Raw genomic sequence first — 20718 nt, forward strand, 5'->3', positions numbered from 1 at the left:
AGCCATGAGGAAAACCATGTCCGCCTTCAAGCCACTCGTCTTCTCCGGTGTTCAGCCGACCGGCAATCTGCATCTCGGCAACTATCTCGGCGCTATCAAGAAATTCGTCGCCCTGCAGGATACGTCCGACTGCATCTATTGCGTTGTCGACCTGCATTCGCTGACCGCCCAGCTTGTCCATGACGACCTTGCCGACCAGACGCGGTCGATCACCGCGGCGTTCCTCGCCTCCGGCATCGACCCGAAGAAGCACATCGTCTTCAACCAGTCGCGGGTGATGCAGCACGCGGAGCTCGCCTGGATCTTCAATTGCGTGGCGCGCATAGGCTGGATGAACAAGATGACGCAGTTCAAGGACAAGGCCGGCAAGGACCGCGAGAACGCCTCGCTGGGCCTGCTTGCCTATCCCTCGCTGATGGCGGCCGACATCCTGCTTTATCGCGCCACCCATGTGCCGGTGGGCGAGGACCAGAAGCAGCACCTGGAACTGACACGCGACATCGCGCAGAAATTCAACAACGATTTCTCCGACCGCATCGCCGGTCTTGGCGTCGGCGTCGAGATGAGGATAGGCGAGGAGACGGTGAACGGCTATTTCCCGCTGACCGAGCCGGTCATCGGCGGGCCGGCAGCGCGCATCATGTCGCTGCGTGACGGCTCCAAGAAGATGTCGAAGTCGGACCCGTCGGACCTGTCGCGCATCAACCTGACCGACGATGCCGCCGCCATCTCGAAGAAGATCCGCAAGGCCAAGACCGACCCGGAGGCCTTGCCGAGCGAGGTCGACGGGCTGGAAAGCCGGCCCGAGGCGGAGAACCTGGTCGGCATCTATGCCGGTCTCGCCGAGATGTCGAAGGCCGATGTGCTTAAGGAATTCGGCGGCCAGCAGTTCTCTGTGTTCAAGCCGGCGCTGGCCGATCTCGCGGTGGAGAGGCTGGCGCCGATCGCCACCGAGATGCGCCGTATCCAGGGCGACCGCGCCTATGTCGACGCCGTGCTGCGGGATGGCGGCGAACGCGCCGGCGTGCTCGCCGAAACGACGATGAAGACGGTGCGCGACATTATCGGGCTGCTGCAGGGCTGAACGCGGCGCACAACACTGGCACAAGGCCGGCGGCTTGCCGCCGGTTAGCGGCGGTGGCAGATTGCGGCCGAAAAGACACCGAGTAGATAGACATGGTCTCCAAACGCCTCAGCCGCGAAGCCGGTCACCGCAGGAAATTCCTGACGATCATCGACGACACGCCGGAATGCGAGCGCGCCGTCGCCTACGCCTCGAAGCGGGCGCAGAGCACCAGCGGCACGCTGGTGCTGCTCTATGTCATCGTACCGGACGACTTCCAGCACTGGCTGGGGGTCGAGAAGATCATGCGCGAGGAGGCGAACGCCACGGCGCGCGCGGCGCTGGACGGCTACGCCAACAAGGTGCGGCAGAAGCTCGGCATCGAACCGGAGATGGTGGTGCGTGAGGGCAAACCGACGGAAGAGATCCACAAGCTGATCGAGGAAGACCAGGACATCGCCATCCTCGTGCTGGCAGCCGGCGCCGGCAAGGAAGGTCCGGGACCGCTGGTCGGTGCCGTGGCAGGCAAAGGTGCTGCCTTTCCGATCCCGGTGACCGTGGTGCCGCAGAATTTGTCGGATGAGGAGATCGACAGCCTCGCCTGAAGTGTATCGACATTCGGGTGATGCCGGCCTGCAAATGGCGGCTTCCTGCGCTTCCGGTGCTCACGTGCTTCAAGTACGCTCCGCTCCGGTTCTCGGAAACCATCATTTTCGACTCGGCCTGACCCGAATCTCGACGCACTTCACAGTGCTTGGCATGAGTCGCAAAAACATTCCGCCAGCCAGCCGTTCCGGCGATGCGTTTCGCTTGAATGTCCCGCCGATAGAGCCTATTTAGAACTATTCCAAACTAGTTGCCCAAAACGGGCATGGAGACGGCCATGTTCATCCAGACCGAGTCGACGCCCAATCCGGCGACGCTGAAATTCCTGCCCGGCAAGGAAGTGCTCCTAGAAGGCACCGCCGATTTCCGCGATGCCGACAGTGCGGCCATTGCCTCGCCGCTGGCTGGGCGGCTGTTCGAAATTCCCGGCGTCACCGGCGTGTTCTTCGGCTACGATTTCATCACCGTGTCCAAGGACGGCCCGGACTGGCAGCATCTGAAGCCGGCGATCCTCGGTGCGATCATGGAGCATTTCATGTCCGGTGCGCCTGTTATGGCCAAGGCCGGCCCCGCCGCCGAGACCAGCCAGACCGGCGAATTCTACGACAAGGCCGACGAGGAACTCGTCATCACCATCAAGGAGCTGCTCGACACGCGGGTGCGCCCGGCGGTGGCGCAGGACGGCGGCGACATCACCTTCCGCGGCTTCGAGAACGGCACCGTGTTCCTGCACATGAAAGGCGCCTGCGCCGGTTGCCCGTCTTCGACGGCGACGCTGAAGCACGGCATCCAGAACCTGCTTCGCCATTTCGTGCCGGAAGTGCAGCAGGTCGAGCAGGTCTCTTAGACGGCAATTTCCCACCCACGGACAACAAAAAACCGGGCCGAATTGCCCGGTTTTCTGTTTGGGACGTCCGTTGTTGCCTAGACGGTCCGCGTATGAAAGGCGACTTCCAGTTTAACCACGATATGCCGGAAAAGCGGACAGGCTTTCCGGGATCATGGTCTAAAGAACGATGACCTTGGCGCCGACCTCGGCGCGATTGTAGAGGTCGATAACGTCCTGGTTCATCAGCCGGATGCAGCCCGACGACATGGCCTTGCCGATCGAGTTCCATTCCGGGCTGCCGTGCAGGCGGTAGCCCATGTCACCGCCCTTGTTGAACAGGTACATGGCGCGCGCGCCGAGCGGGTTCTTCAGGCCCGGATCCATGCCGCCGGCGAACTTGGCGAGTTCGGGCTGGCGCTTGATCATCTGCGAAGGCGGCGTCCAGGTCGGCCATTCGCGCTTGATGGCGATATGGGCCGTGCCGTGCCATTCGAAGCCCTCACGGCCGACGCCGATCCCGTAGCGGATTGCCCGGCCATCGCCTTCGACGAAGTACAGGAACTTGTTCTGCGTATCGACGATGATGGTGCCGGGCTTTTCCTTGGAGTCGTAACTCACTTCCTGGCGATGGTACTTCGAGGGGACCTTCTCGATCGGAATACGCGGCAGCTGGTAACCGGCATCGGTCACCGCGCCATAGTCGTTGGAGAACATCTGCCCGCCGATGGTGCTGCAACCGGCAATAGCAGTGGACAGCGCCAATGCGGCGATTGTTGCAAGCGACTTCATGCGCATGTGGTGATCCGGTGCCCCGCCCAAACTAGAGCGGCACGAGTCGGCCGCTTTCTCGCCATCATTCATGCTGGCATTTGCTTTGCTTGCCAAGCACACGATGCCTATATGCGGGGACTTACGTGCTGGTATGCGTATCACTATGGCATTTCGGCAACATACTTCACCGGATTGTGAAGGAAATTCAATGGGCCTGAATCGCAGGCCCGCGAAACTCGAGGATCCGTCATGAATGTCGGCGACGCCGCTCACCGCTCAGGCCTGCCGGCCAAGACCATCCGCTACTATGAGGAGATCGGCCTGATCGCGCCCGCGCGCGCCGCCAATGGCTATCGCGATTATTCGGGCGACGATATCCACCGGCTGGCCTTCCTGCGCCGCGCGCGCAATCTCGGCTTTTCGATAGACGATTGTCGCCAGCTGATGGCGCTCTACAAGGATCGCGGCCGCGCCAGCCACGACGTGCGCGCAATCGCCGCCGCCCACGTCACCGCCATCGAGGAGAAGGTGCGCGAGCTGCAATCGATGCGCTCGACGCTGCAGAAGCTCGTTCACGCCTGCCATGGCGACGAGCGGCCGGACTGCCCGATTTTGGATGACATGGCGGGGGCGGCGTTGGCCGGCGGCAAACCCAACCGCGGAAGCGATAGACCACCTGTTGAAGACGGTGGCCTGGGCGGAGGCGGCGTTAGCCGCCTTGCCACGCGCTCGTGAAGCCGCCAGCATGGGTTCGTGTGGTATATTGCGCGCTCTGATATCAGCGTAGGGTAAAAGTACTGCCGCTGGTCGCCGGCCGGTGACCCCAATGACCGGAGAGAGCGCATGACCCGCGACCAGATGCTCGCCCACCTTCGCGCCGCCGATGCGGTCGCCCGCGAGGCTGCCGCGCACGGCCACCATCCGTTCGGCGCGGTGCTGGTCGGCCCCGACGACGCAATCCTCATGCGCCAAGGCAATATCGACACCCTGCATCACGCCGAGACCGAACTTGCGCGGCGCGCGGCGGCAGCCTATCCGCCGGAGTTTCTCTGGACATGCACGCTGGTCTCGACGGGCGAGCCCTGCGCGATGTGCACCGGAACGCTCTACTGGGCGAATATCGGCCAGCTGGTCTATGGCTTCGAGGAGACCGAGCTTCTCGCGCTGACAGGCGACCATCCCGAAAATCCGACGATGAGTCTGTCCGCGCGAATTGTGCTCGGCTCTGGGCAGAAGAAGATCGAGGTCCACGGCCCCTTCCCCGAAATTGAGGATGAACTTGTATCGGTGCACCGTGGCTTCTGGCAGCGGTAGTGGCTCCCCACCTCCCGCGAAAGGTCAGAAAGAGCGGACCGAACATAGGCGCAATGTGGACCGCTGCTACATGGACTCGAGCGGAAACGCCGCCCTTCGTTCGAATGACGCCAACCGGTCAACCCTGCGATATCCTGGTCAAAGCTGACGGCGAACTCCCAAATCCCCAAATTTGCCGCCGCCAGTCAGGCTCGGCGGTTTTGCCCGTATTGATGTCCCCCCAAACCGCCGAGCCGCCCCGGTCAGCCGGCAAACTCCCTCCAGGTCTGTCAAATACATAATCGCCGTTAAAAAGGTGATTATCCGGTTGACAAACCCAATCAAATCATAGGACTCTGACTATGACAGTGCTACAAGTTAGCCATCATGCTAGTGCCCTTCAGCAGTTTCATAGGAACCATGATCCTCTGCTTGATCGGGGTTTTGGCTTACAGGTGGTTTGGCCCAATCGCGCTGGTTGTTGTCGGCGGCATCGGGTTGCCAGCGTTGCTGGCGATTAACTTTTATAGGGCTGATTTGAAAAACCGGAAGCGGCTCAATTCAACAGATAGGGGCTTCTAGCCGCTCGCCACCCCGCTACCCAGCCGTAGGGGAATGGGTGGCGCCAGCTTGGGGACAGCTTCGCGGATCATAACAAGAACGCTTCGACCTGTGTTACGTTGCGTAAACAGAATCGGAGATTCGATCCATGGCAACCCCGCCGAAGAAGACCATTGCGCAGAAAACCCAAGAAGCCGCAAAGCAGTTGGAGCTTGAATTAGTGCAGTTCAAGCTCGGCAAGATTGCGATTAGCTTCAACCTGGATGTTGACCACGAAACCGTTTGGGCGACGGCCAATCAGATCGCCGACCTGTTTGAGCGTGACGCTGATACAGTCGGGCACCACATCAAATCCATCTATGCTGAAGGGGAATTAAGCGAAGCGGCAACTACCGCAAAATTTGCGGTAGTTCAAAAGGAGGGCACTCGGGAGGTCACGCGCGAAATCACGCACTACGATCTGGATGTGATTTTGGGCGTTGGCTTCCGAGTCAAATCCCCGCGAGCTTCTGAATTCCGCAAATGGGCAATGTCCACCCTAAAAGCCTACGTAGTTGATGGCTATGCCATCAACGAAGCTGGCCTTCGAGACAACCCGAATGCGCTACGAAAATTGGCAGCTCGAATTCGCGAGCTGCGCGCCGACGAAAAGAATGTTTATGAATCCGTCCGGCTGGTTTTCAAGGAAGCATCCAGCGACTACGAAGCGAACTCGGACCCCTGCAAGCGCTTCTATTCCATGCTTCAGGATAAGTTCCACTACGCGGTTCATCAGAACACCGCCGCAGGATTGATCCTCACCCGAGCTAGCCACAAGAAGCCCAACATGGGCGTTGTCAGTTTCGGCGGGAACATGCCAACCGTGCAGGAGGCACAAGTCGGCAAAAACTACTTGGACCACGACGAGCTATATGTGCTCCATATTCTTTGCGAGCAATTTCTGCTTTACGCCGAATCGAGCGCGATCAGGGGTCGGACGCTCACTATGCAGGAACTCGGCAGCAAGTTGGACAGTCTGCTTGCGGTCAATGAGTACCCCGTCTTCAAGGGTTATAAGGCCGCGCTTCACAAGAAGGCCGTGGAACATGCGCAAGCGGAGTACGCTATGTGGCAACGCCGCCTTGTGAAGGAAGAAACCGGCAAGCTAACGAAAGCCTAGCGTCCCATACGCTGGCGGCGTAGCAGTTCCTTAATCTGCTCATTGGTGAGCTTCGGCGCATGGGCGATCTTGTCCACAATGGCCTCGAAAGCCTTGTCTGAATTGTCCGTTTTTAGATCCCGCGCAGCGTCTTTAAACTTGTCGAGTTGACTCTTGGATTTTTCCGAGATTCCCATGCGTGATGCCTTGTTCTTTTTCGGCCTACGTTGATGAAGCGGGAGACGAGGGTTTCGGGAAACTTCGTCTCCCCGGAACCACCGGCCAATCCCGTTGGCTTGGTGTCGGGGCCGTGCTTGTTTCGGATAGCAACGACCGCTTCATGCCATTATGGCGTGATGAGATCGTATCATTGTTTCCCAAGAAACAGAACCAAAGGGATATCCATTTCCGGTACCTCAATCACCACCAGCGCGTTGCCGCTTGCAATGTTCTTCGTGAGAAACCTCTCGGCATTTGCGTCATAGCCTCGAACAAGGAGACGATCCTCGACAGTGAGGAGTTGGAAGTCTTCAAGCGAAAGCAGCACCTCTACAACTACCTGGTCCGCTGGCTTTTGGAGCGCCTTACAGCGGCTTGCCGAGAAAAGGCTCGCCTTGATGGCAACGGCCCGGCGAACCTCTTCGTCACCTTCTCTCGCCGTGCTGGCACCGACTACCAAGTGATGCGAAATTATTTTGAATTTATGAGGGACGGGCGCGAGCTGATGAAGCCGGTCCGCTCAATAGATTGGAATGTGTTTGATCCTGCAAACATACGGGTCGAAAACCACGCGGTGCGCGCCGGTCTACAGATTGCCGATGTCGTTACCAGTGCAACATGTGCTGGTCTAGAACCTGACGAGTACGGGAACGTTGAACCCCGCTACGCACTCTCGCTCAAGGCTCGCTACCTCAAAGAACACAAGCGCATATTGAACTGCGGCCTTACCCTGATCCCGCCAATAGGGCGCTCCCCACTCAGCAAAGAGCAGGGAGCGTTTATCGCCGAACTGAATAAGTGACAGGCCCCCGGACCCCTGATCCACATTGCTAGAATGCTGCTGCCCGAAGGCAACTCGGGGTGGCTCCGGCGCTTGCCTGCCACCCCAAATATGACATTTTTCCTATCCGCTTTCAATATGCTTTTCAGGAATATCCTGTCAAATCAATCGGTTAACTAGTAACCCATTGAAAATGATTCATTTTTCTTTCGGTGCGAGTATCGCCAGAGCGGCAATTCCAACTGCACCGGCCTGCGGAAGTGCGCTCGCTTCGCGTCAAGCAGGTCTGCGATAGGTGAGGCGCTTACCGGCAGCACCCTTCAAGGCGATGAAAGCGCGGGTGCCGTCATCAACGCCTATGGCGATACGGTTCGAATAGCGGAAATCGAATTCGGCAAGGTAGCGGTGCAAGTGCTGTTCGCCGCAATGCTGGTAAACGCCCTTCATGCCGCGCTTGACGATCGAATAGAAGCCTTCCACGGTGTTTGTATGGACGGTCTTGGCGCTTTCGTAGCGGACGTATTCGTCCTTGGAATGCGTGACGACATCGTGCGAAGCGAATTCCTGGCCCACGCGGCGATACATGCCAGCCTCGTCCGTCATCAACGCGCTTTCCTTGGCGATATTGGCGCGAACGATTGGCATGACGGTTCCAATGCGGGCGGTATCGACGTGGAAGGAACGGGCGCGGCCACCACGTTCGACAAGCGTAACGACAGTGTTCTTGTGAGAAGTGCCGGCCTTTACCGGGGTATCCTTCAAGCGACCGATATACGTCTCGTCAACTTCGACGGTCTTGCCATTGCCGCCCATCGGGGAAAGCTCGCCAGACGCCATTGCAAGGCGAATGCGATGGCACAGGAACCAAGCGGCCTCATAGGTGCATTCGAGTATGCGGTGCATCTGGTGGGCGCTGATGCCCTTCTTTGAGGCGCACATAAGGTGGATAGCCTGTAGCCACTTGGTCAGCGGCAAATGGCTCTCCTCGAAGATCGAACCCATGCGGACGGTGAACTGCGAGCGGCAAGCGCTGCACTTGTACAGGCCGTGCCGCTCTATGCCGTGCGGGTTCTTTTTGGAGGGCTTGGTGCGAACGCCCTTCAAGGCGTAGTGGCGATCAACGCTACCGCACTTGGGGCAAACGGGACCGTTGGGCCACAGTATCGATTCCACATGCTCGAAAGCCTTGGCTTCGTCATGGAACTCGGGGCGGGACAGAACGGACATGGAAATCTCCTATGTCCTTACCCTACGTAATCATGTTGGGTTTGTCAACCAGATAATCGCCGTTAAAAACCGGGTTCAAACCGTGAACAAAGTCTGGCATGGTACCTGCCATGCCAATCATCTCCCCGATTCTCCTGAACCCTCTGATCGACGGTCGCCAGTCCGAGCGCGCCATGCTGGTGCGGCGGGGCGTGCAGCGGTTGCTGATGCAGATGGGCGCGCATGTGCTGCCCGAGTTGTCGTTGGCCACCGGCCGGCGCGCCGATCTCGTGGCGCTGACGCGGCAGGGCGATATCTGGATTATCGAGATCAAATCCTCGATCGAGGATTTTCGCGTCGACCGCAAATGGCCCGATTACCGGCTGCATTCCGACCGCTTTTTTTTCGCCACACATCCCGGCGTGCCGGCCGAAATCTTTCCCGAGGAATGCGGCTTCATTCTCTCCGACGGCTATGGCGCCGAGATCTTGCGTGATGCGCCCGAGCACCGCATGGCGGCGGCGACGCGCAAGGCGCTGATGCTGCGCATCGCGCGCGCCGGCGCGGCGCGGCTGCTGGCGGCGGAACTGGCGGGTGTCGCGGTGCCGGTGCTGGAGGGGGAGAGCGAGTAATCGCAGCCCTGAAATTGACGCCCGCCAGATGCTCCAGCCCGGAACGGCTACTCCGTCTCTTCCTCGCCACCCACAGCCGGGGCCATCAGCAGCACCGCGGCACCAAGCAGCGCGGCGATGAAGGAACCGGCAAGGATGCCGACCTTGACCGCGTCCTGCAGCGCCACGTCGTTGGCGAAGGCGAGCAGGCCGATGAACAGGCTCATGGTGAAGCCGATGCCGCACAGGAGCGAAATGCCGATCATGTGCGGCCAGCCGGCGTTGGCCGGCAGGTCGGCGAGGCCGAAGCGGATGGCGAGCGCGGAGGAGCCGAAGACGCCGACCAGCTTGCCGACGACGAGACCGGCTGCGACGCCCAGCGTGAGCGGCTCGATCAGGGCGCTAAAACTCAGGCCGGTGAGCGAAACGCCGGCATTGGCAAAGCCGAAGATAGGGATGACGATAAACGCCACCAGCTTGTGCAGGCCGTGCTCGAGCCGGTGCAGCGGCGAATGGTCAAGGTCGTGGCCGATGCCGGCCGAGCGTTCGAGCGGAATGGTCAGCGCAAGTGCCACGCCGGCCAGCGTGGCATGGACGCCGGACTTCAGCACCAGTACCCACAGGATGGCGCCAAGCACGAGATAGGGCACAAGGTTCATCACCCGCATACGGTTGAGCAGGACGAGCACGGCAATCACGGCGAAGGCCGCGCCGAGATAGGCTAGCGACAGGCCGCTGGTGTAGAATATGGCGATGATGATGACGGCGCCGAGGTCGTCGATGATGGCAAGCGCGGTCAGGAAGACCTTCAGCGAGGCCGGCACGCGGCTGCCGAGCAGCGACAGGACGCCGAGCGCGAAGGCGATGTCGGTGGCGGTCGGGATCGCCCAGCCGGACAGTGCGGCCGAATTGTTGCTGTTGACGGCGACATAGACCAGCGCCGGCACCACCATGCCGCCGGCCGCCGCGATGCCGGGCAGCACCCGGCGTGGCCAGGTCGAGAGCTGGCCGTCCAGCATCTCGCGCTTGATCTCCAGCCCGACGAGCAGGAAGAACACCGCCATCAGCCCGTCATTGACCCAGTGCGAGACGCTGAGCGGGCCGAGATAGGCGTGGAGAACCGAGAAGTAGGTCCCGGCGAGCGGCGAATTGGCGACGATCAGGGCAAGGGCGGCGGCCACCATCAGGATGATGCCGCCGGCCGCCTCGCTGTCGAGGAACTCGCGGAAGACGGAAACCGGCCGTCGCTTCAAATCCTGCATGTCGCCTCCGTCATGCCGCCTGCCGGCGTGCGTCATTTGCAATGATGCGCAAAGTCCGGCCGCCGGGCAAGCATGGGACCCTTTTCAGCGCCTCGGAGACTGTTTCGAATTCGCTCTGACTGGTCATATGGTGGTTGAGAACCGCAGCGCAGCGGACATTCGTCCGTGAGCAAGGGAAGCGCAGAAAACGCCGCCAGATGGCCGCCAGAGCAGAATTTCCAAACAGTCTCTCAGCGCGGCGCGCGCTTGGCCAGGATCCGCTGCAGCGTGCGGCGATGCATGTTGAGCCGGCGTGCGGTCTCTGAAACGTTGCGCTCGCACATTTCGTAGACGCGCTGGATATGCTCCCAGCGCACGCGGTCGGCCGACATCGGGTTTTCCGGCGGCGCGGCGCGCTCGCCGGTGGTGCGGGTCAATGCCGCAAAGACATCGTCGGCGTCGGCGGGTTTCGACAGATAGTCGACGGCGCCGAGCTTCACCGCCGTCACCGCGGTGGCTATGTTGCCGTAACCGGTCAGGATGATGGTGCGGGAGTCCTCACGCTTCTCGCGGATGGCGGCGACGACATCGAGGCCGTTGCCGTCGCCCAGCCGCATGTCGACCACCGCATAGGCGGGCGGATTGGCGCGCGCCTTGCCCACGGCCTCCTCGACGCTCTCCGCCGTCTCGACCACGAAACCCCTGGTTTCCATGGCACGGGCCAGACGGGTCAGGAACGGCTTGTCGTCATCGACGATCAGAAGCGAGGTGTCCTCGCCTTCAACCATAGGCCCACTGTTCTCATCGCCTGTCATCGTCTCGAAAATTCCTGCTGCCTTATTTTTACGCAGATATAGTTTTGCGGGGCCATTGTCCAATTTACGCAGTGTCAAACATGGTGGCTGGGGCCGATTCCGGGTTCAGGAAGACGCTTCTCGGCCACGAAATCCGCACCACGGCCCCTTCGCCGAGGCCGCTCGAATTGCGAAAGTCGAGCGTGGCGCCCGAACGTTCGAGCAATGTCTTTGCGATAAACAGGCCGAGCCCGAGGCCGCCTCCGGCTTCCGTGCCCTGGCGTGTCGACATGTAGGGTTCACCGATGCGGTCGATGATCTCGGGCGGGAAACCCGGGCCGTCATCGGTGATCGAGAAGGAGACCGTCGCCTCGTCCCAGCTCCAGCGCACGGTGACGCTCTTGCGGGCGAAATCGACCGCGTTCTCGACCAGATTGCCGAGACCATAGATGACGCCGGGATTGCGGCGCCCGACCGGCTCCGGCCCGGTCCGCTCGCCAGGGCGAAGCTTGATCGAGATGCCGAAGTCGCGATGTGGCGCGGTCACCTCCTCGACCAGCGAGGTCAGCGGCAGGCGGGACAGGTGTGCCTCGCCCTCCGACGACAGGCTGGTCAGGCGCTTGAGGATTTCACGGCAACGCTCGCTCTGAGAGCGCAGCAGCTTCACGTCTTCCCCGTATTTCGGATCGCTGCCGAGCGCCTTTTCCATCTCCTTGGCGACGAGCGTGATGGTGGCGAGCGGGGTGCCGAGTTCGTGCGCCGCCGCCGCCGCCAGCCCGTCGAGTGCGGAAAGGTGCTGCTCGCGCTGCAGCACCAGTTCCGTGGCGGCGAGCGCGTTGGCCAGTAGCCGGGCTTCGGCGGCCACCCGGAAGGCGTACATGGCGGTGAAAGCAATGGAGGACAGCACCGCCATCCACATGCCGGCGACATAGATGAAGGGCATCACCAGGGGCGCGCCTTCGTACCAGGGCAGCGGCAGATGGCGAAAGACCAGCAAGGTCGCCGCGATCATCACCAGCCCGCCGAGGATGGCGGTGAGGCGAAGGGGCAGCGATGTCGCCGAAATGACGACGGGTACGGTCATCAGCAGGGAGAACGGATTGGTCAGGCCGCCGGTCATGTAGAGCAGGCCGGCAAGCTGCAGGCTATCGAAGACCAGGATGCCGAAGGCGGCGAACGGGGTGAGCCGGTGCGCGGCCGGAAAGCGAAAGGCCAGAAACAGGTTCATCCAGGCCGAACAGGCGATGAGGGCAAAACACAGACTGACCGGCAGCGGGAATTTCAGGCCGTAGGCGACGACGAGCACGGTCACGCTCTGGCCGACAATGGCCAGCCAGCGCAGCCGGATCAGCGTGTTGAGGCGCAGTCGCTGGCTTTGCTGAAAGTCGGGCGTGTTCAGGATGTTGATCATGGCCATGGATTACAGCCGCAAACCAGCAAAGGCTAGGTCCCGCGCGGCTTGGCGCGGGCGGTGGCGGCGGCGAGCAATGGGTTTTCCGGCCAGACATGCTTGGGATAGCGGCCGCGCATGTCGGCGCGCACATCGGTCCAGGAGCCGCGCCAGAAGCCAGGCAGGTCTCGCGTCGTCTGGATCGGCCGGTGCGCCGGCGACAACAGTTCAAGCGTCAAGGGGACGGTGCCGTTGGCGATCGACGGATGGCGGTCGAGGCCGAACAATTCTTGCACGCGCACCGCCAGAACCGGCCATTCGCCGTCATAGCGGATCGGCACATGGCTGCCCGACGGGGCGTCGAAATGAGTCGGCGCCAGCGCTTCGACCTTGTGCTGAAGGTCTTGCGGCACGAGCGACGCCAGCCCGGCCAGGACAGTTCCGGGATCGATGGCGGCCAGGGAGGCCGCACCGGACAGGAAAGGCAGCAGCCAGTCGTCGAGGCGCGCGATGAGCGCTTCATCCGACATGTCGGGCCAGGGCGCGCCCAAGCCCTTGTGCAGCCAGGACAGCCGGTGGCGCAGCGTCTGCGCCTCCTTGCTCCAGGTCAGGAGGGAAAGTCCGTGCTCGCGCAAGGCCTCGATGATGGCGCGGTCGGCCTCGGCGCCGGCCGGCGGCGGCAACATGCGTTCGGCGAGCGTGATGGCCCCAAGGCGCACGGTTTCGCGCACCCGCACGGCGCGCCTGTCGCGATCGAAACTCGTCTGCCGGCGCGTTTCGATCCTGCCGCCAAGTGCTGCCCGGATGTCCTCCTCACTGCTTGCCGCAGCCGCCGTAATGCGGGCATTCTGCGCCTTGCCCTGCAGGTCCGCGACGACCAGAAACGGCTCGCCCGCCAGCGGGTCGCCGGCGTCGAGCATGGCGCCGGAACCGTTGGCCAGCACGAAACGGCCGCGCTCGCCGCGCGCCTTGGCGACGCGATCCGGCCAGGCGTGGATGAGCAGGGTTCCGGCTGGAACAGCTCCGCTGGTCTTCGCACCGCCTACATGCCTGGCCAGGCGCTCGGCAAGCTGGCGCGCCGACGTGGCACGCGGCGATCTTTCCGTGCGAAAGCGCATCAGTCGCCGTTCGAGGTCGGCACCGTCACCGCCAAGGCCACGCTCGGTCAGCAGCACGGCAAGCATGGCCGCCTCACCACCATGACCGCTGCTGGCCGCCTCGGCGACCATATGCGCCAGCCGGACCGGCAGAGCGAGCTTGCGCATCGCAGCGCCGGCGTCCGTCAGCCGCCCTGCTTCATCGACGGCCCCAAGCGCCCGCAACAGCGCCCGTGCTTCATTGAGCGCGGGAGCCGGCGGCGGATCGAGGAAAGCAAGACTGACTGGATCAGCGACACCGAAGGCGGCGCAGTCGAGCAGCAGACCCGACAGGTCCGCCTCGAGGATTTCCGGGGGTGTGAAGGCGGGAAGTGCCGCCGTCTGCTCGGCACGCCACAGCCGGATAGCGACGCCCGCCTGCGTGCGGCCGGCGCGGCCGGCGCGCTGATCGGCGGAGGCCTTGCTGACGCGCACGGTTTCCAATCTGGTCAGTCCGCTGGCCGGCTCATAGCGCGGCAGCCGCGACAGGCCGGAATCGATGACGACGCGCACGCCGTCGATGGTGATGGAGGTCTCGGCGATGGAGGTCGCCAGCACCACCTTGCGGCGGCCTGGCGGCGCCGGCTTGATCGCCGCGTCCTGCGCCTTGCCGTCGAGCTGGCCATAGAGCGGCACGATATCGGTGTCGGCGCCGACCTTGCCGGCCAGCCGCTCGGCCGTGCGCTCGATCTCGCGCTGGCCGGGCAGGAAGGCAAGCACGCTGCCGCTCTCGTCGGCAAGGGCGGCGCGGATCGCCTTGGCCATGGCGTCCTCGATCGGCACACCGGCCGGCCGCTCGTCGTATCTGACATCGACGGGGAAGGCGCGGCCCTCGCTTTCGATCACCGGCGCGCCCGACAGGAGTTTCGCGACCCGTGCGCCGTCGAGCGTTGCCGACATCACCAGCAGACGCAGATCCGGCCGCAGCGCGCCTTGCACATCGAGGGCGAGAGCCAGACCGAAATCGCCGTCGAGCGAGCGCTCGTGGAATTCGTCGAAAATGACCGCCAAAACGCCGGGCAGTTCCGGGTCGTCGAGGATCATGCGCGCCAGCACGCCCTCGGTGACGACCAGGATTTTCGTCCGCGCCGAGGTGCGGTTTTCCATGCGCATGGCGTAGCCGACGGTGGCGCCGGGCTCTTCCCTCAGCAACTCGGCCATGCGGCGCGCGGCGGCGCGGGCGGCGAGCCGGCGCGGTTCGAGCAAGACGATCTTGCCCGTGCCCAGCCAGGGCGCGTCGAGCAGCGCCAGCGGCACCAGCGTGGTCTTGCCGGCACCGGGCGGCGCGACCAGCACGGCGCTGTTGCCAGAGCCGAGCGCCTCGCTCAGCGCCGGCAGCACGGCGGATACCGGAAGTTCCGGCAAGGGTTTGGTCGTCATTACGCCCGCATATCAGCGGTCGCGGGCGCCGTGCAACTTTATCGCACCAGGGCCCGGTTAGAGCCGTGTGCGGGAAAACGGATTCCAGCGCACCGTGCCCAGCCGCACTTCCTCGCGCACCATGGTCAGCAGGCCCGATCCGCCGACGACGGCGAGGCCGACAAGCGACAGCCAGTCCGGATATTCCCGGAAGAACAGCGCGCCGAGGATGACCGCCCAGACGATCTGCGAATAATGCGTCGGCGCAATCCGGTTGGCCGGAGCGTATTTGGCGGCCAGCAACTGCAGCAATTGTCCACACGCGGTGAAGGCGCCCGCCATCACCAGCCATGCCAGCTGTTTTCCATCCGGGACGGTGAAGGAGGTCGCGGCGGCACCGATGCCGTTGAACAGCAGCCCATAGCCGATCAGCACGCCGAGCATGGTCGTGCGTTTTTCCTGCTGCGCCAGCGACCGCATCAGGATGACGTTGGTGGCGGCGAGGAAAGCGATGGTGAAAGCGGCAAGGTGACCAAGGTGCAGCTCGCGAAAGCCCGGCCTGACAACCAGCATGACGCCGGCAAAGCCGGCGACCACCGCCAGCCAGCGCCAGGGCCCGACCTTTTCCTTGAGGATCACCGTGGATAGAATGGTGACGCAGAGCGGCGCCAGAAAGATGAGCGCATAGGTCTCGGCCAGCGGAATGGTGGTGAAAGCATAGACGCTGAGCACGCCCGACGCGATGCCGGCCCAGGCCCGCGCCTGCACCGCCCAGGGACGTTTGGCACGCCAGAAATCACGCCAGCGCTCGTTGGCCGGCCGGCTGAAGAAGAGGAAGCAGCCAGCAAACAAAGTCGAGAAGAAGCCGATCTCGAACACCGTGAATTGGCCGCCCAGGCTCTTGATAACGGCATCGCTGCCCGAATAGCTTGCATAGGCGATCAGGGCGAGCAGGATTCCGTTCGGCACGTTTTTCATTTCCGGGGAGAGAGAGTTGAAAATACTGGCACTCGGTGCCCATTCAGACGACATCGAGATCTTCATGTTCGGTACGATGGCCGCCTATGCCGCGCAAGGCGCAGAACTCACTTTTGCCGTTGCCACCGATGGTGCCAGGGGCGGCAAGAGCGATCCCGCTGTTCTGGCTCGTGTCCGGCGCGAGGAGGCAATGGCCGCGGCCGCGCTGCTCGGGGCGGCAGCCCGCTTCCTCGACTTTCCCGATGGCGGGCTTGTGGCCGACGCCGCACTGATCGATGCGCTGAAAACGCTGATCAGCGAGATCGAGCCGGATCTTGTGATCACGCACGCGCCCAACGACTATCATGCCGACCACCGCGCGCTGTCGGACGGCGTGCGCATCGCTGCTTCGTTCGGGGTTCCGGTGCTGCATGCCGATACGATGGGCGGCACCGGATTCTCGCCGACGCACTATGTCGATATTTCCGCCCATGCCGACATCAAGACCGAAGCGATCCGCATGCACCAGTCGCAGGACCCGGACCGCTTCGTCGACATTGCACTGACGCAGAACCTTTTTCGCTCGGGCCAGTGCAACGGCGCGCAAGGTTCGCTGGCCGAAGCCTTCCGCTTCGAGCCGACATTTCCCTTCGGCGACATCCGCGCGCTGCTGCCGCCGGCGCCACCGATCCGGACGGTGATGGTGAGCACCAAACGGGTCGACTGAACCCGCGGACTATCGGCCAGGGGTATCGCATTCCGCGCTCGTCCGCCTGATGCCCGGCGCTTTTCCCAACATTTTCAGAGACCGGCTTCAGCATGTTGCGGCGCAGCAACGAATTCGCTTGCCTTGTTTAGTAAAAATTGCATCACTAAACAAATTACTAAACATCCGCGACGCGACGACGCCGCCATGTTTGGGCCTCTGAGGAGAGAGGTTGAGGGATCTTGAGACCGTCATCCGGACGTGTTTCGCAAATGGGAGGAAGGCATGAAATCGAGCTTGAAACTGGCGTTGGGACTGACCTCGGCGATCGCAGCGTCGACAGCCGTCTCGAGCGCCGCGCACGCTGAAGACCTGACGCTATGCTGGGCCGCCTGGGACCCGGCCAACGCGCTGGTCGAACTGTCCAAGGATTTCACCAAGGAAACCGGCATCGGCATGAAATTCGAGTTCGTGCCGTGGACCAACTACGCCGATCGTTTCCTCAATGAGTTGAACTCGCATGGCAAGCTCTGCGACCTGATCATCGGCGACAGCCAATGGATCGGCGGCGCGGCCGAGAACGGCCATTACGTCAAGCTGAACGACTTCTTCGACAAGGAGAAGATCAGCATGGACGACTTCGTGCCGGCGACCGTCGTCGGCTATTCGGAATGGCCGAAGAACACGCCCAACTACTGGGCGCTGCCGGCCATGGGCGACGTCGTCGGCTGGACCTACCGCAAGGACTGGTTCTCCAAGCCCGAACTGCAGAAGGAATTCAAGGAGAAGTATGGCTGGGACCTCGGCCCGCCGGCCACTTTCGACCAGTTGAAGCAGATCGCCGAATTCTTCCAGAAGCGGCAGGTCGACGGCAAGACGGTCTATGGCGCCTCGATCTACACCGAGCGCGGCTCGGAAGGCATCACCATGGGCGCCATGGACGTGCTCTACAGCTATGGCTTCCAATACGAGAACCCGAAGAAGCCCTACGAGATGGAAGGTTTCGTCAATTCGCCAGACGCCGTCAAAGGCCTGGAATTCTACAAGGCGCTCTACGATTGCTGCACCCCTCCGGGCGCCTCGAACAGCTACATGGGCGAAGGCGTCGATGCCTTCAAATCCGGCCAGGTGGCGATGCACATGAACTTCGCCTTCACATGGCCGGGCCTGCAGAAGGACGAGAATGTCGGCGGCGATAAGATCGGCTATTTCGTCAATCCCAAGGGTCCCGGCGGCGCCCAGTTCGCCCAGCTCGGCGGCCAGGGTATTTCGGTGGTCTCCTATTCCGACAAGCAGGAATCGGCGCTGAAATACATCAAGTGGTTCGCCAACAAGGACGTCCAGGCCAAATGGTGGTCGCTCGGCGGTTATTCCTGCCTCAACGCGGTGGTCAAGGACCCGAAATTCCCGGCCAGCCAGCCCTATGCGCAAACCTTCCTCGACTCGATGGCGATCGTGAAGGACTTCTGGGCCGAGCCGAGCTACGCACCACTGCTGCAAGCCTCGCAGAAGCGCTTCCATGACTATGTCGTCGCCGGCCAGGGTTCGGCCAAGGATGCTCTCGACGGCCTGGTCAAGGACTGGACGCAGGTCTTCCAGGACGACGGCAAGATGTAGCCGCGACAACCGCAAGGCTCCTCCCGAGCCATGACCCCGCGTCCCGTGCCGCCCTTGGCACGGGACGCGGTTCAGATAAATTCCATGACAGAGACGAACGAAGTGACCGAAGCAGGACTGACCATGCTCAATCGGACCGCGGAGACCGTTGCCCGGGCGACCCCGGAACCGTTGGCCCGCAAGGTCCGGGGCATCAGCGACAAGGGCCTCGCCTGGCTGTTCATCTCGCCGACGATCCTGTTGCTGCTCGCCATCAACATCTTCCCGCTGTTCTGGGCGATCTACCTGTCGTTCACCAATTTTCGCGCGAACCGGCCAAACGAGGTGGTGAAGAACCTCGGCTTCGCCAATTACCAGCGCATCCTTGGCGACCAGGACATCTGGATCGCCATGCAGACGACGGCGCATTTCGTGTTCTGGACCATCCTCTTGCAGACGCTGATCGGCTTCACGCTGGCCTGGCTGATCGACCGCAAGTTTCGCGGCCACGCTTTCTGGACGACGCTGATCCTGGTGCCGATGATGCTGTCGCCGGCGGTGGTCGGTAATTTCTGGCGCTTCCTCTACGAGCCGCAGATCGGCCTGTTTTCCTATGTCATCTCGTTCGTGTCGGGCATTCCGCCGACAAGCATCCAGATGCTTTCCAACGTCTCGCTGGCGCCGTGGTCGATCATCATCGTCGATACCTGGATGTGGACGCCCTACGTGATGCTGATCTGCCTCGCGGGCCTGCGCTCGATCCCCGAATATATTTATGAAGCGGCCGAGGTCGACCGCGCCTCCAACTGGCGGCAGTTCTGGTCGATCACGCTGCCGATGGCGCTGCCCTTCATCATGCTGGCGGTGCTGTTTCGCGGCATCGAGAACTTCAAGATGTTCGACATGGTCAACCTGCTCACCGGCGGCGGGCCGGGCTCGACCACCGAAGTCGCCTCGATCACGCTGAAACGGCAGGCCTTCGAGAGCTGGCGTACCGGCTATTCCTCTGCCTTCGCCATCATCCTGTTCGTCGCGGTGTTCGGTCTCGCCAACATCTACGTCAAGGCGCTCAACAAGGTGAAGCAGAGATGAGCCTGACCACAGCCCATTCGGTCGTCGCGCCCTCGTCGAATTCGAAGCGCATCGCCGGCGCCATCATCATCGCCTACGCGCTGATCTCGATCGTGCCGCTCCTGTGGATCTTCGCCACCAGCTTCAAGACGCCGCCGGATTCGATCGCCTATCCGCCCAAGATCGTGTTCCAGCCGAGCATCGAGGGCTACTGCAACCTGTTCACGACGCGCACCAGGCAGACGCCTGAATATATCAACTCGCTCGGACCGGCGACGGGCTTCTGCGACGAGACCGTGCGCAAGCGCAACATGGTGATCGCCGGACCATCCAACTTCCTGCCGCGCTTCATCAATTCGCTGATCATCGCCTTCGGCTCGACCTTCTGCGCCGTCTTTCTCGGCACATTGTCGGCCTACGGCTTCTCGCGCTTCAAGGTGCCGCTCGCCGACGACCTTCTGTTCTTCATCCTGTCGACACGCTTCATGCCGCCGATCGCGGTCGCCATTCCCATCTACCTGATGTACCGCGAGCTTGGCCTGTCGGACACCGCCCTCGGCATGATCCTGCTCTACACGGCGGTCAACGTGTCGCTCGCGGTGTGGCTGCTCAAGGGCTTCATCGACGAGATTCCGCGCGAATATGAGGAGGCGGCGATGATCGACGGCTACACGCGGCTGCAGGCCTTCTGGCGCACCGTGCTGCCGCAGGCGACCACCGGCATTGCCGCCACGGCGATCTTCTGCCTGATCTTCGCCTGGAACGAATACGCGTTCGCAGCCCTGCTGACTTCCGGCACGGCACAAACAGCGCCGCCCTTCATCCCGACCATCATAGGCGAAGGCGGCCAGGACTGGCCGGCCGTGGCGGCCGGCACGACGATCTTCCTGGTGCCGATCCTGGTCTTCACCATCCTGCTCCGCAAGCAATTGCTGCGCGGCATCACCTTCGGTGCGGTGCGCAAATGATTAGTGTGGGAATAAGTCGCCCCCCACTCCGTCGAGCTTCGCTCGACACCTCTCCCCCGATCGACGGGGTAGAGGAAGGGCGCGAACTTGATTCAGCCAGGCTCCCTTCCTCTCCCTCCGGAGGGGCGAGAGGTGGCGCTGCGGAGCAGCGACGGAGTGGGGGAACCACCTGGCAACCATCTCTCCCTTTGAACGGGGAAAAGGGAGGAAGCTACGCATGAGGCGCTCCGCCATCTCCAGGAAATCGCGCTGGCCCCGCTGGGCCAGGCGCGGGTTGATGGAAAACATTGCCACGGCGCTGATCGCCATCGGCTTCCTGATGCTGTTCCAGCCCTTCGCGCTGTCGCTCTATACCTATTCCTTCATCACCATGCTCGCCGGCACGGTGATGTTCATCATCGTCTCGAAGTTCCCGGAATAAT

Annotated in this window: 21 protein-coding genes; 13 read left to right on the forward strand and 8 right to left on the reverse strand. The window is 62.3% G+C overall.

Translation table 11 applies throughout. From position 1 onward, the window contains the following. Window positions 1-16: 16 nt before the first annotated feature. The 3 genes from trpS (at window position 17) to FJ527_RS02675 (ending at window position 2516) form a co-directional block, all read left to right on the forward strand. The gene (trpS, locus tag FJ527_RS02665) at window positions 17-1084 is read left to right on the forward strand and encodes a tryptophan--tRNA ligase (RefSeq protein ID WP_140821560.1); all 1068 of its coding nucleotides are present in this window, start codon (window positions 17-19) and stop codon (window positions 1082-1084) included. A 92-nt stretch (window positions 1085-1176) separates the two neighbouring features. Continuing rightward, window positions 1177-1668 carry a universal stress protein gene (locus tag FJ527_RS02670; protein WP_010913128.1) on the forward strand — a complete coding sequence of 164 codons (492 nt, stop codon included), beginning with the start codon at window positions 1177-1179 and terminating at the stop codon, window positions 1666-1668. Window positions 1669-1946: 278 nt separating this feature from the next. Continuing rightward, window positions 1947-2516, forward strand: a complete 570-nt coding sequence (locus FJ527_RS02675) for a NifU family protein (protein ID WP_015314175.1) — start codon at window positions 1947-1949, stop codon at window positions 2514-2516. Window positions 2517-2675: 159 nt separating this feature from the next. Here the strand turns inward: FJ527_RS02675 and FJ527_RS02680 are convergent, their stop codons facing one another. Then, window positions 2676-3293 carry a L,D-transpeptidase gene (locus FJ527_RS02680; RefSeq protein ID WP_140821562.1) on the reverse strand — a complete coding sequence of 206 codons (618 nt, stop codon included), beginning with the start codon at window positions 3291-3293 and terminating at the stop codon, window positions 2676-2678. Between the two features lie 225 nt (window positions 3294-3518). On the opposite strand from FJ527_RS02680, the gene cueR reads away from it, so the two are divergent. The 3 genes from cueR (at window position 3519) to rhuM (ending at window position 6282) form a co-directional block, all read left to right on the forward strand. Next, a complete protein-coding gene (gene cueR / locus FJ527_RS02685; RefSeq protein WP_140821564.1) occupies window positions 3519-4004 on the forward strand; it encodes a Cu(I)-responsive transcriptional regulator in 486 nt (161 codons plus the stop codon). Between the two features lie 108 nt (window positions 4005-4112). Continuing rightward, entirely contained in the window at window positions 4113-4583 is a 471-nt protein-coding gene (locus FJ527_RS02690; protein WP_140723228.1) for a nucleoside deaminase, read from the forward strand. Window positions 4584-5271: 688 nt separating this feature from the next. Then, window positions 5272-6282 carry a RhuM family protein gene (gene rhuM, locus FJ527_RS02695; RefSeq protein WP_140821566.1) on the forward strand — a complete coding sequence of 337 codons (1011 nt, stop codon included), beginning with the start codon at window positions 5272-5274 and terminating at the stop codon, window positions 6280-6282. Here rhuM and FJ527_RS02700 read toward each other — a convergent pair. Beyond that, entirely contained in the window at window positions 6279-6458 is a 180-nt protein-coding gene (locus FJ527_RS02700) for a hypothetical protein (protein ID WP_140821568.1), read from the reverse strand. The genes rhuM and FJ527_RS02700 overlap by 4 nt on opposite strands. Window positions 6459-6463: 5 nt before the next feature. Here FJ527_RS02700 and FJ527_RS02705 point away from each other — a divergent pair, with 5 nt between their 5' ends. After that, on the forward strand, window positions 6464-7282 hold the full coding sequence (locus FJ527_RS02705; RefSeq protein ID WP_246677678.1) for a DUF3800 domain-containing protein: 819 nt from the start codon (window positions 6464-6466) through the stop codon (window positions 7280-7282). 255 nt (window positions 7283-7537) lie between these two features. Here the strand turns inward: FJ527_RS02705 and FJ527_RS02710 are convergent, their stop codons facing one another. Next, on the reverse strand, window positions 7538-8488 hold the full coding sequence (locus tag FJ527_RS02710; protein WP_140821572.1) for an IS1595 family transposase: 951 nt from the start codon (window positions 8486-8488) through the stop codon (window positions 7538-7540). Between the two features lie 110 nt (window positions 8489-8598). Between FJ527_RS02710 and FJ527_RS02715 the strand changes: the two genes are divergently transcribed. Further along, window positions 8599-9099, forward strand: coding sequence for an MmcB family DNA repair protein (locus tag FJ527_RS02715; protein ID WP_015314183.1), 501 nt, complete (start codon window positions 8599-8601; stop codon window positions 9097-9099). A 47-nt stretch (window positions 9100-9146) separates the two neighbouring features. Here FJ527_RS02715 and nhaA read toward each other — a convergent pair whose 3' ends face one another. From nhaA to FJ527_RS02740, 5 genes are all read right to left on the reverse strand, one after another. Beyond that, window positions 9147-10340: a Na+/H+ antiporter NhaA gene (gene nhaA, locus FJ527_RS02720; RefSeq protein ID WP_140821574.1), complete on the reverse strand. Its 1194-nt coding sequence runs from the start codon at window positions 10338-10340 to the stop codon at window positions 9147-9149. A gap of 230 nt (window positions 10341-10570) precedes the next feature. Further along, entirely contained in the window at window positions 10571-11134 is a 564-nt protein-coding gene (locus tag FJ527_RS02725) for an ActR/PrrA/RegA family redox response regulator transcription factor (protein ID WP_015314185.1), read from the reverse strand. A 64-nt stretch (window positions 11135-11198) separates the two neighbouring features. Then, on the reverse strand, window positions 11199-12530 hold the full coding sequence (locus tag FJ527_RS02730) for an ActS/PrrB/RegB family redox-sensitive histidine kinase (RefSeq protein WP_140614913.1): 1332 nt from the start codon (window positions 12528-12530) through the stop codon (window positions 11199-11201). A 26-nt stretch (window positions 12531-12556) separates the two neighbouring features. Then, window positions 12557-15019: an ATP-dependent helicase HrpB gene (hrpB, locus tag FJ527_RS02735; RefSeq protein WP_140821576.1), complete on the reverse strand. Its 2463-nt coding sequence runs from the start codon at window positions 15017-15019 to the stop codon at window positions 12557-12559. A 57-nt stretch (window positions 15020-15076) separates the two neighbouring features. Next, window positions 15077-15967 carry a DMT family transporter gene (locus FJ527_RS02740; protein ID WP_140660529.1) on the reverse strand — a complete coding sequence of 297 codons (891 nt, stop codon included), beginning with the start codon at window positions 15965-15967 and terminating at the stop codon, window positions 15077-15079. A 25-nt stretch (window positions 15968-15992) separates the two neighbouring features. On the opposite strand from FJ527_RS02740, the gene FJ527_RS02745 reads away from it, so the two are divergent. The 5 genes from FJ527_RS02745 (at window position 15993) to FJ527_RS02765 (ending at window position 20717) form a co-directional block, all read left to right on the forward strand. After that, the gene (locus tag FJ527_RS02745; protein WP_140821578.1) at window positions 15993-16682 is read left to right on the forward strand and encodes a PIG-L deacetylase family protein; all 690 of its coding nucleotides are present in this window, start codon (window positions 15993-15995) and stop codon (window positions 16680-16682) included. Between the two features lie 264 nt (window positions 16683-16946). Further along, window positions 16947-18278, forward strand: a complete 1332-nt coding sequence (locus tag FJ527_RS02750) for an extracellular solute-binding protein (RefSeq protein WP_015314190.1) — start codon at window positions 16947-16949, stop codon at window positions 18276-18278. Between the two features lie 123 nt (window positions 18279-18401). Further along, window positions 18402-19349, forward strand: a complete 948-nt coding sequence (locus FJ527_RS02755) for a sugar ABC transporter permease (RefSeq protein ID WP_041163577.1) — start codon at window positions 18402-18404, stop codon at window positions 19347-19349. Next, a complete protein-coding gene (locus FJ527_RS02760) occupies window positions 19346-20296 on the forward strand; it encodes a carbohydrate ABC transporter permease (RefSeq protein ID WP_015314192.1) in 951 nt (316 codons plus the stop codon). Before FJ527_RS02755 ends, FJ527_RS02760 begins: the two co-directional genes overlap by 4 nt. A 217-nt stretch (window positions 20297-20513) precedes the next feature. Continuing rightward, window positions 20514-20717, forward strand: coding sequence for a hypothetical protein (locus FJ527_RS02765; RefSeq protein ID WP_140821580.1), 204 nt, complete (start codon window positions 20514-20516; stop codon window positions 20715-20717). The last annotated feature ends 1 nt before the right edge of the window (window position 20718 follow it).

This window comes from Mesorhizobium sp. B2-4-18 (assembly GCF_006441385.1).
In the GTDB taxonomy this organism is placed as follows: Bacteria; Pseudomonadota; Alphaproteobacteria; order Rhizobiales; family Rhizobiaceae; genus Mesorhizobium; species Mesorhizobium australicum.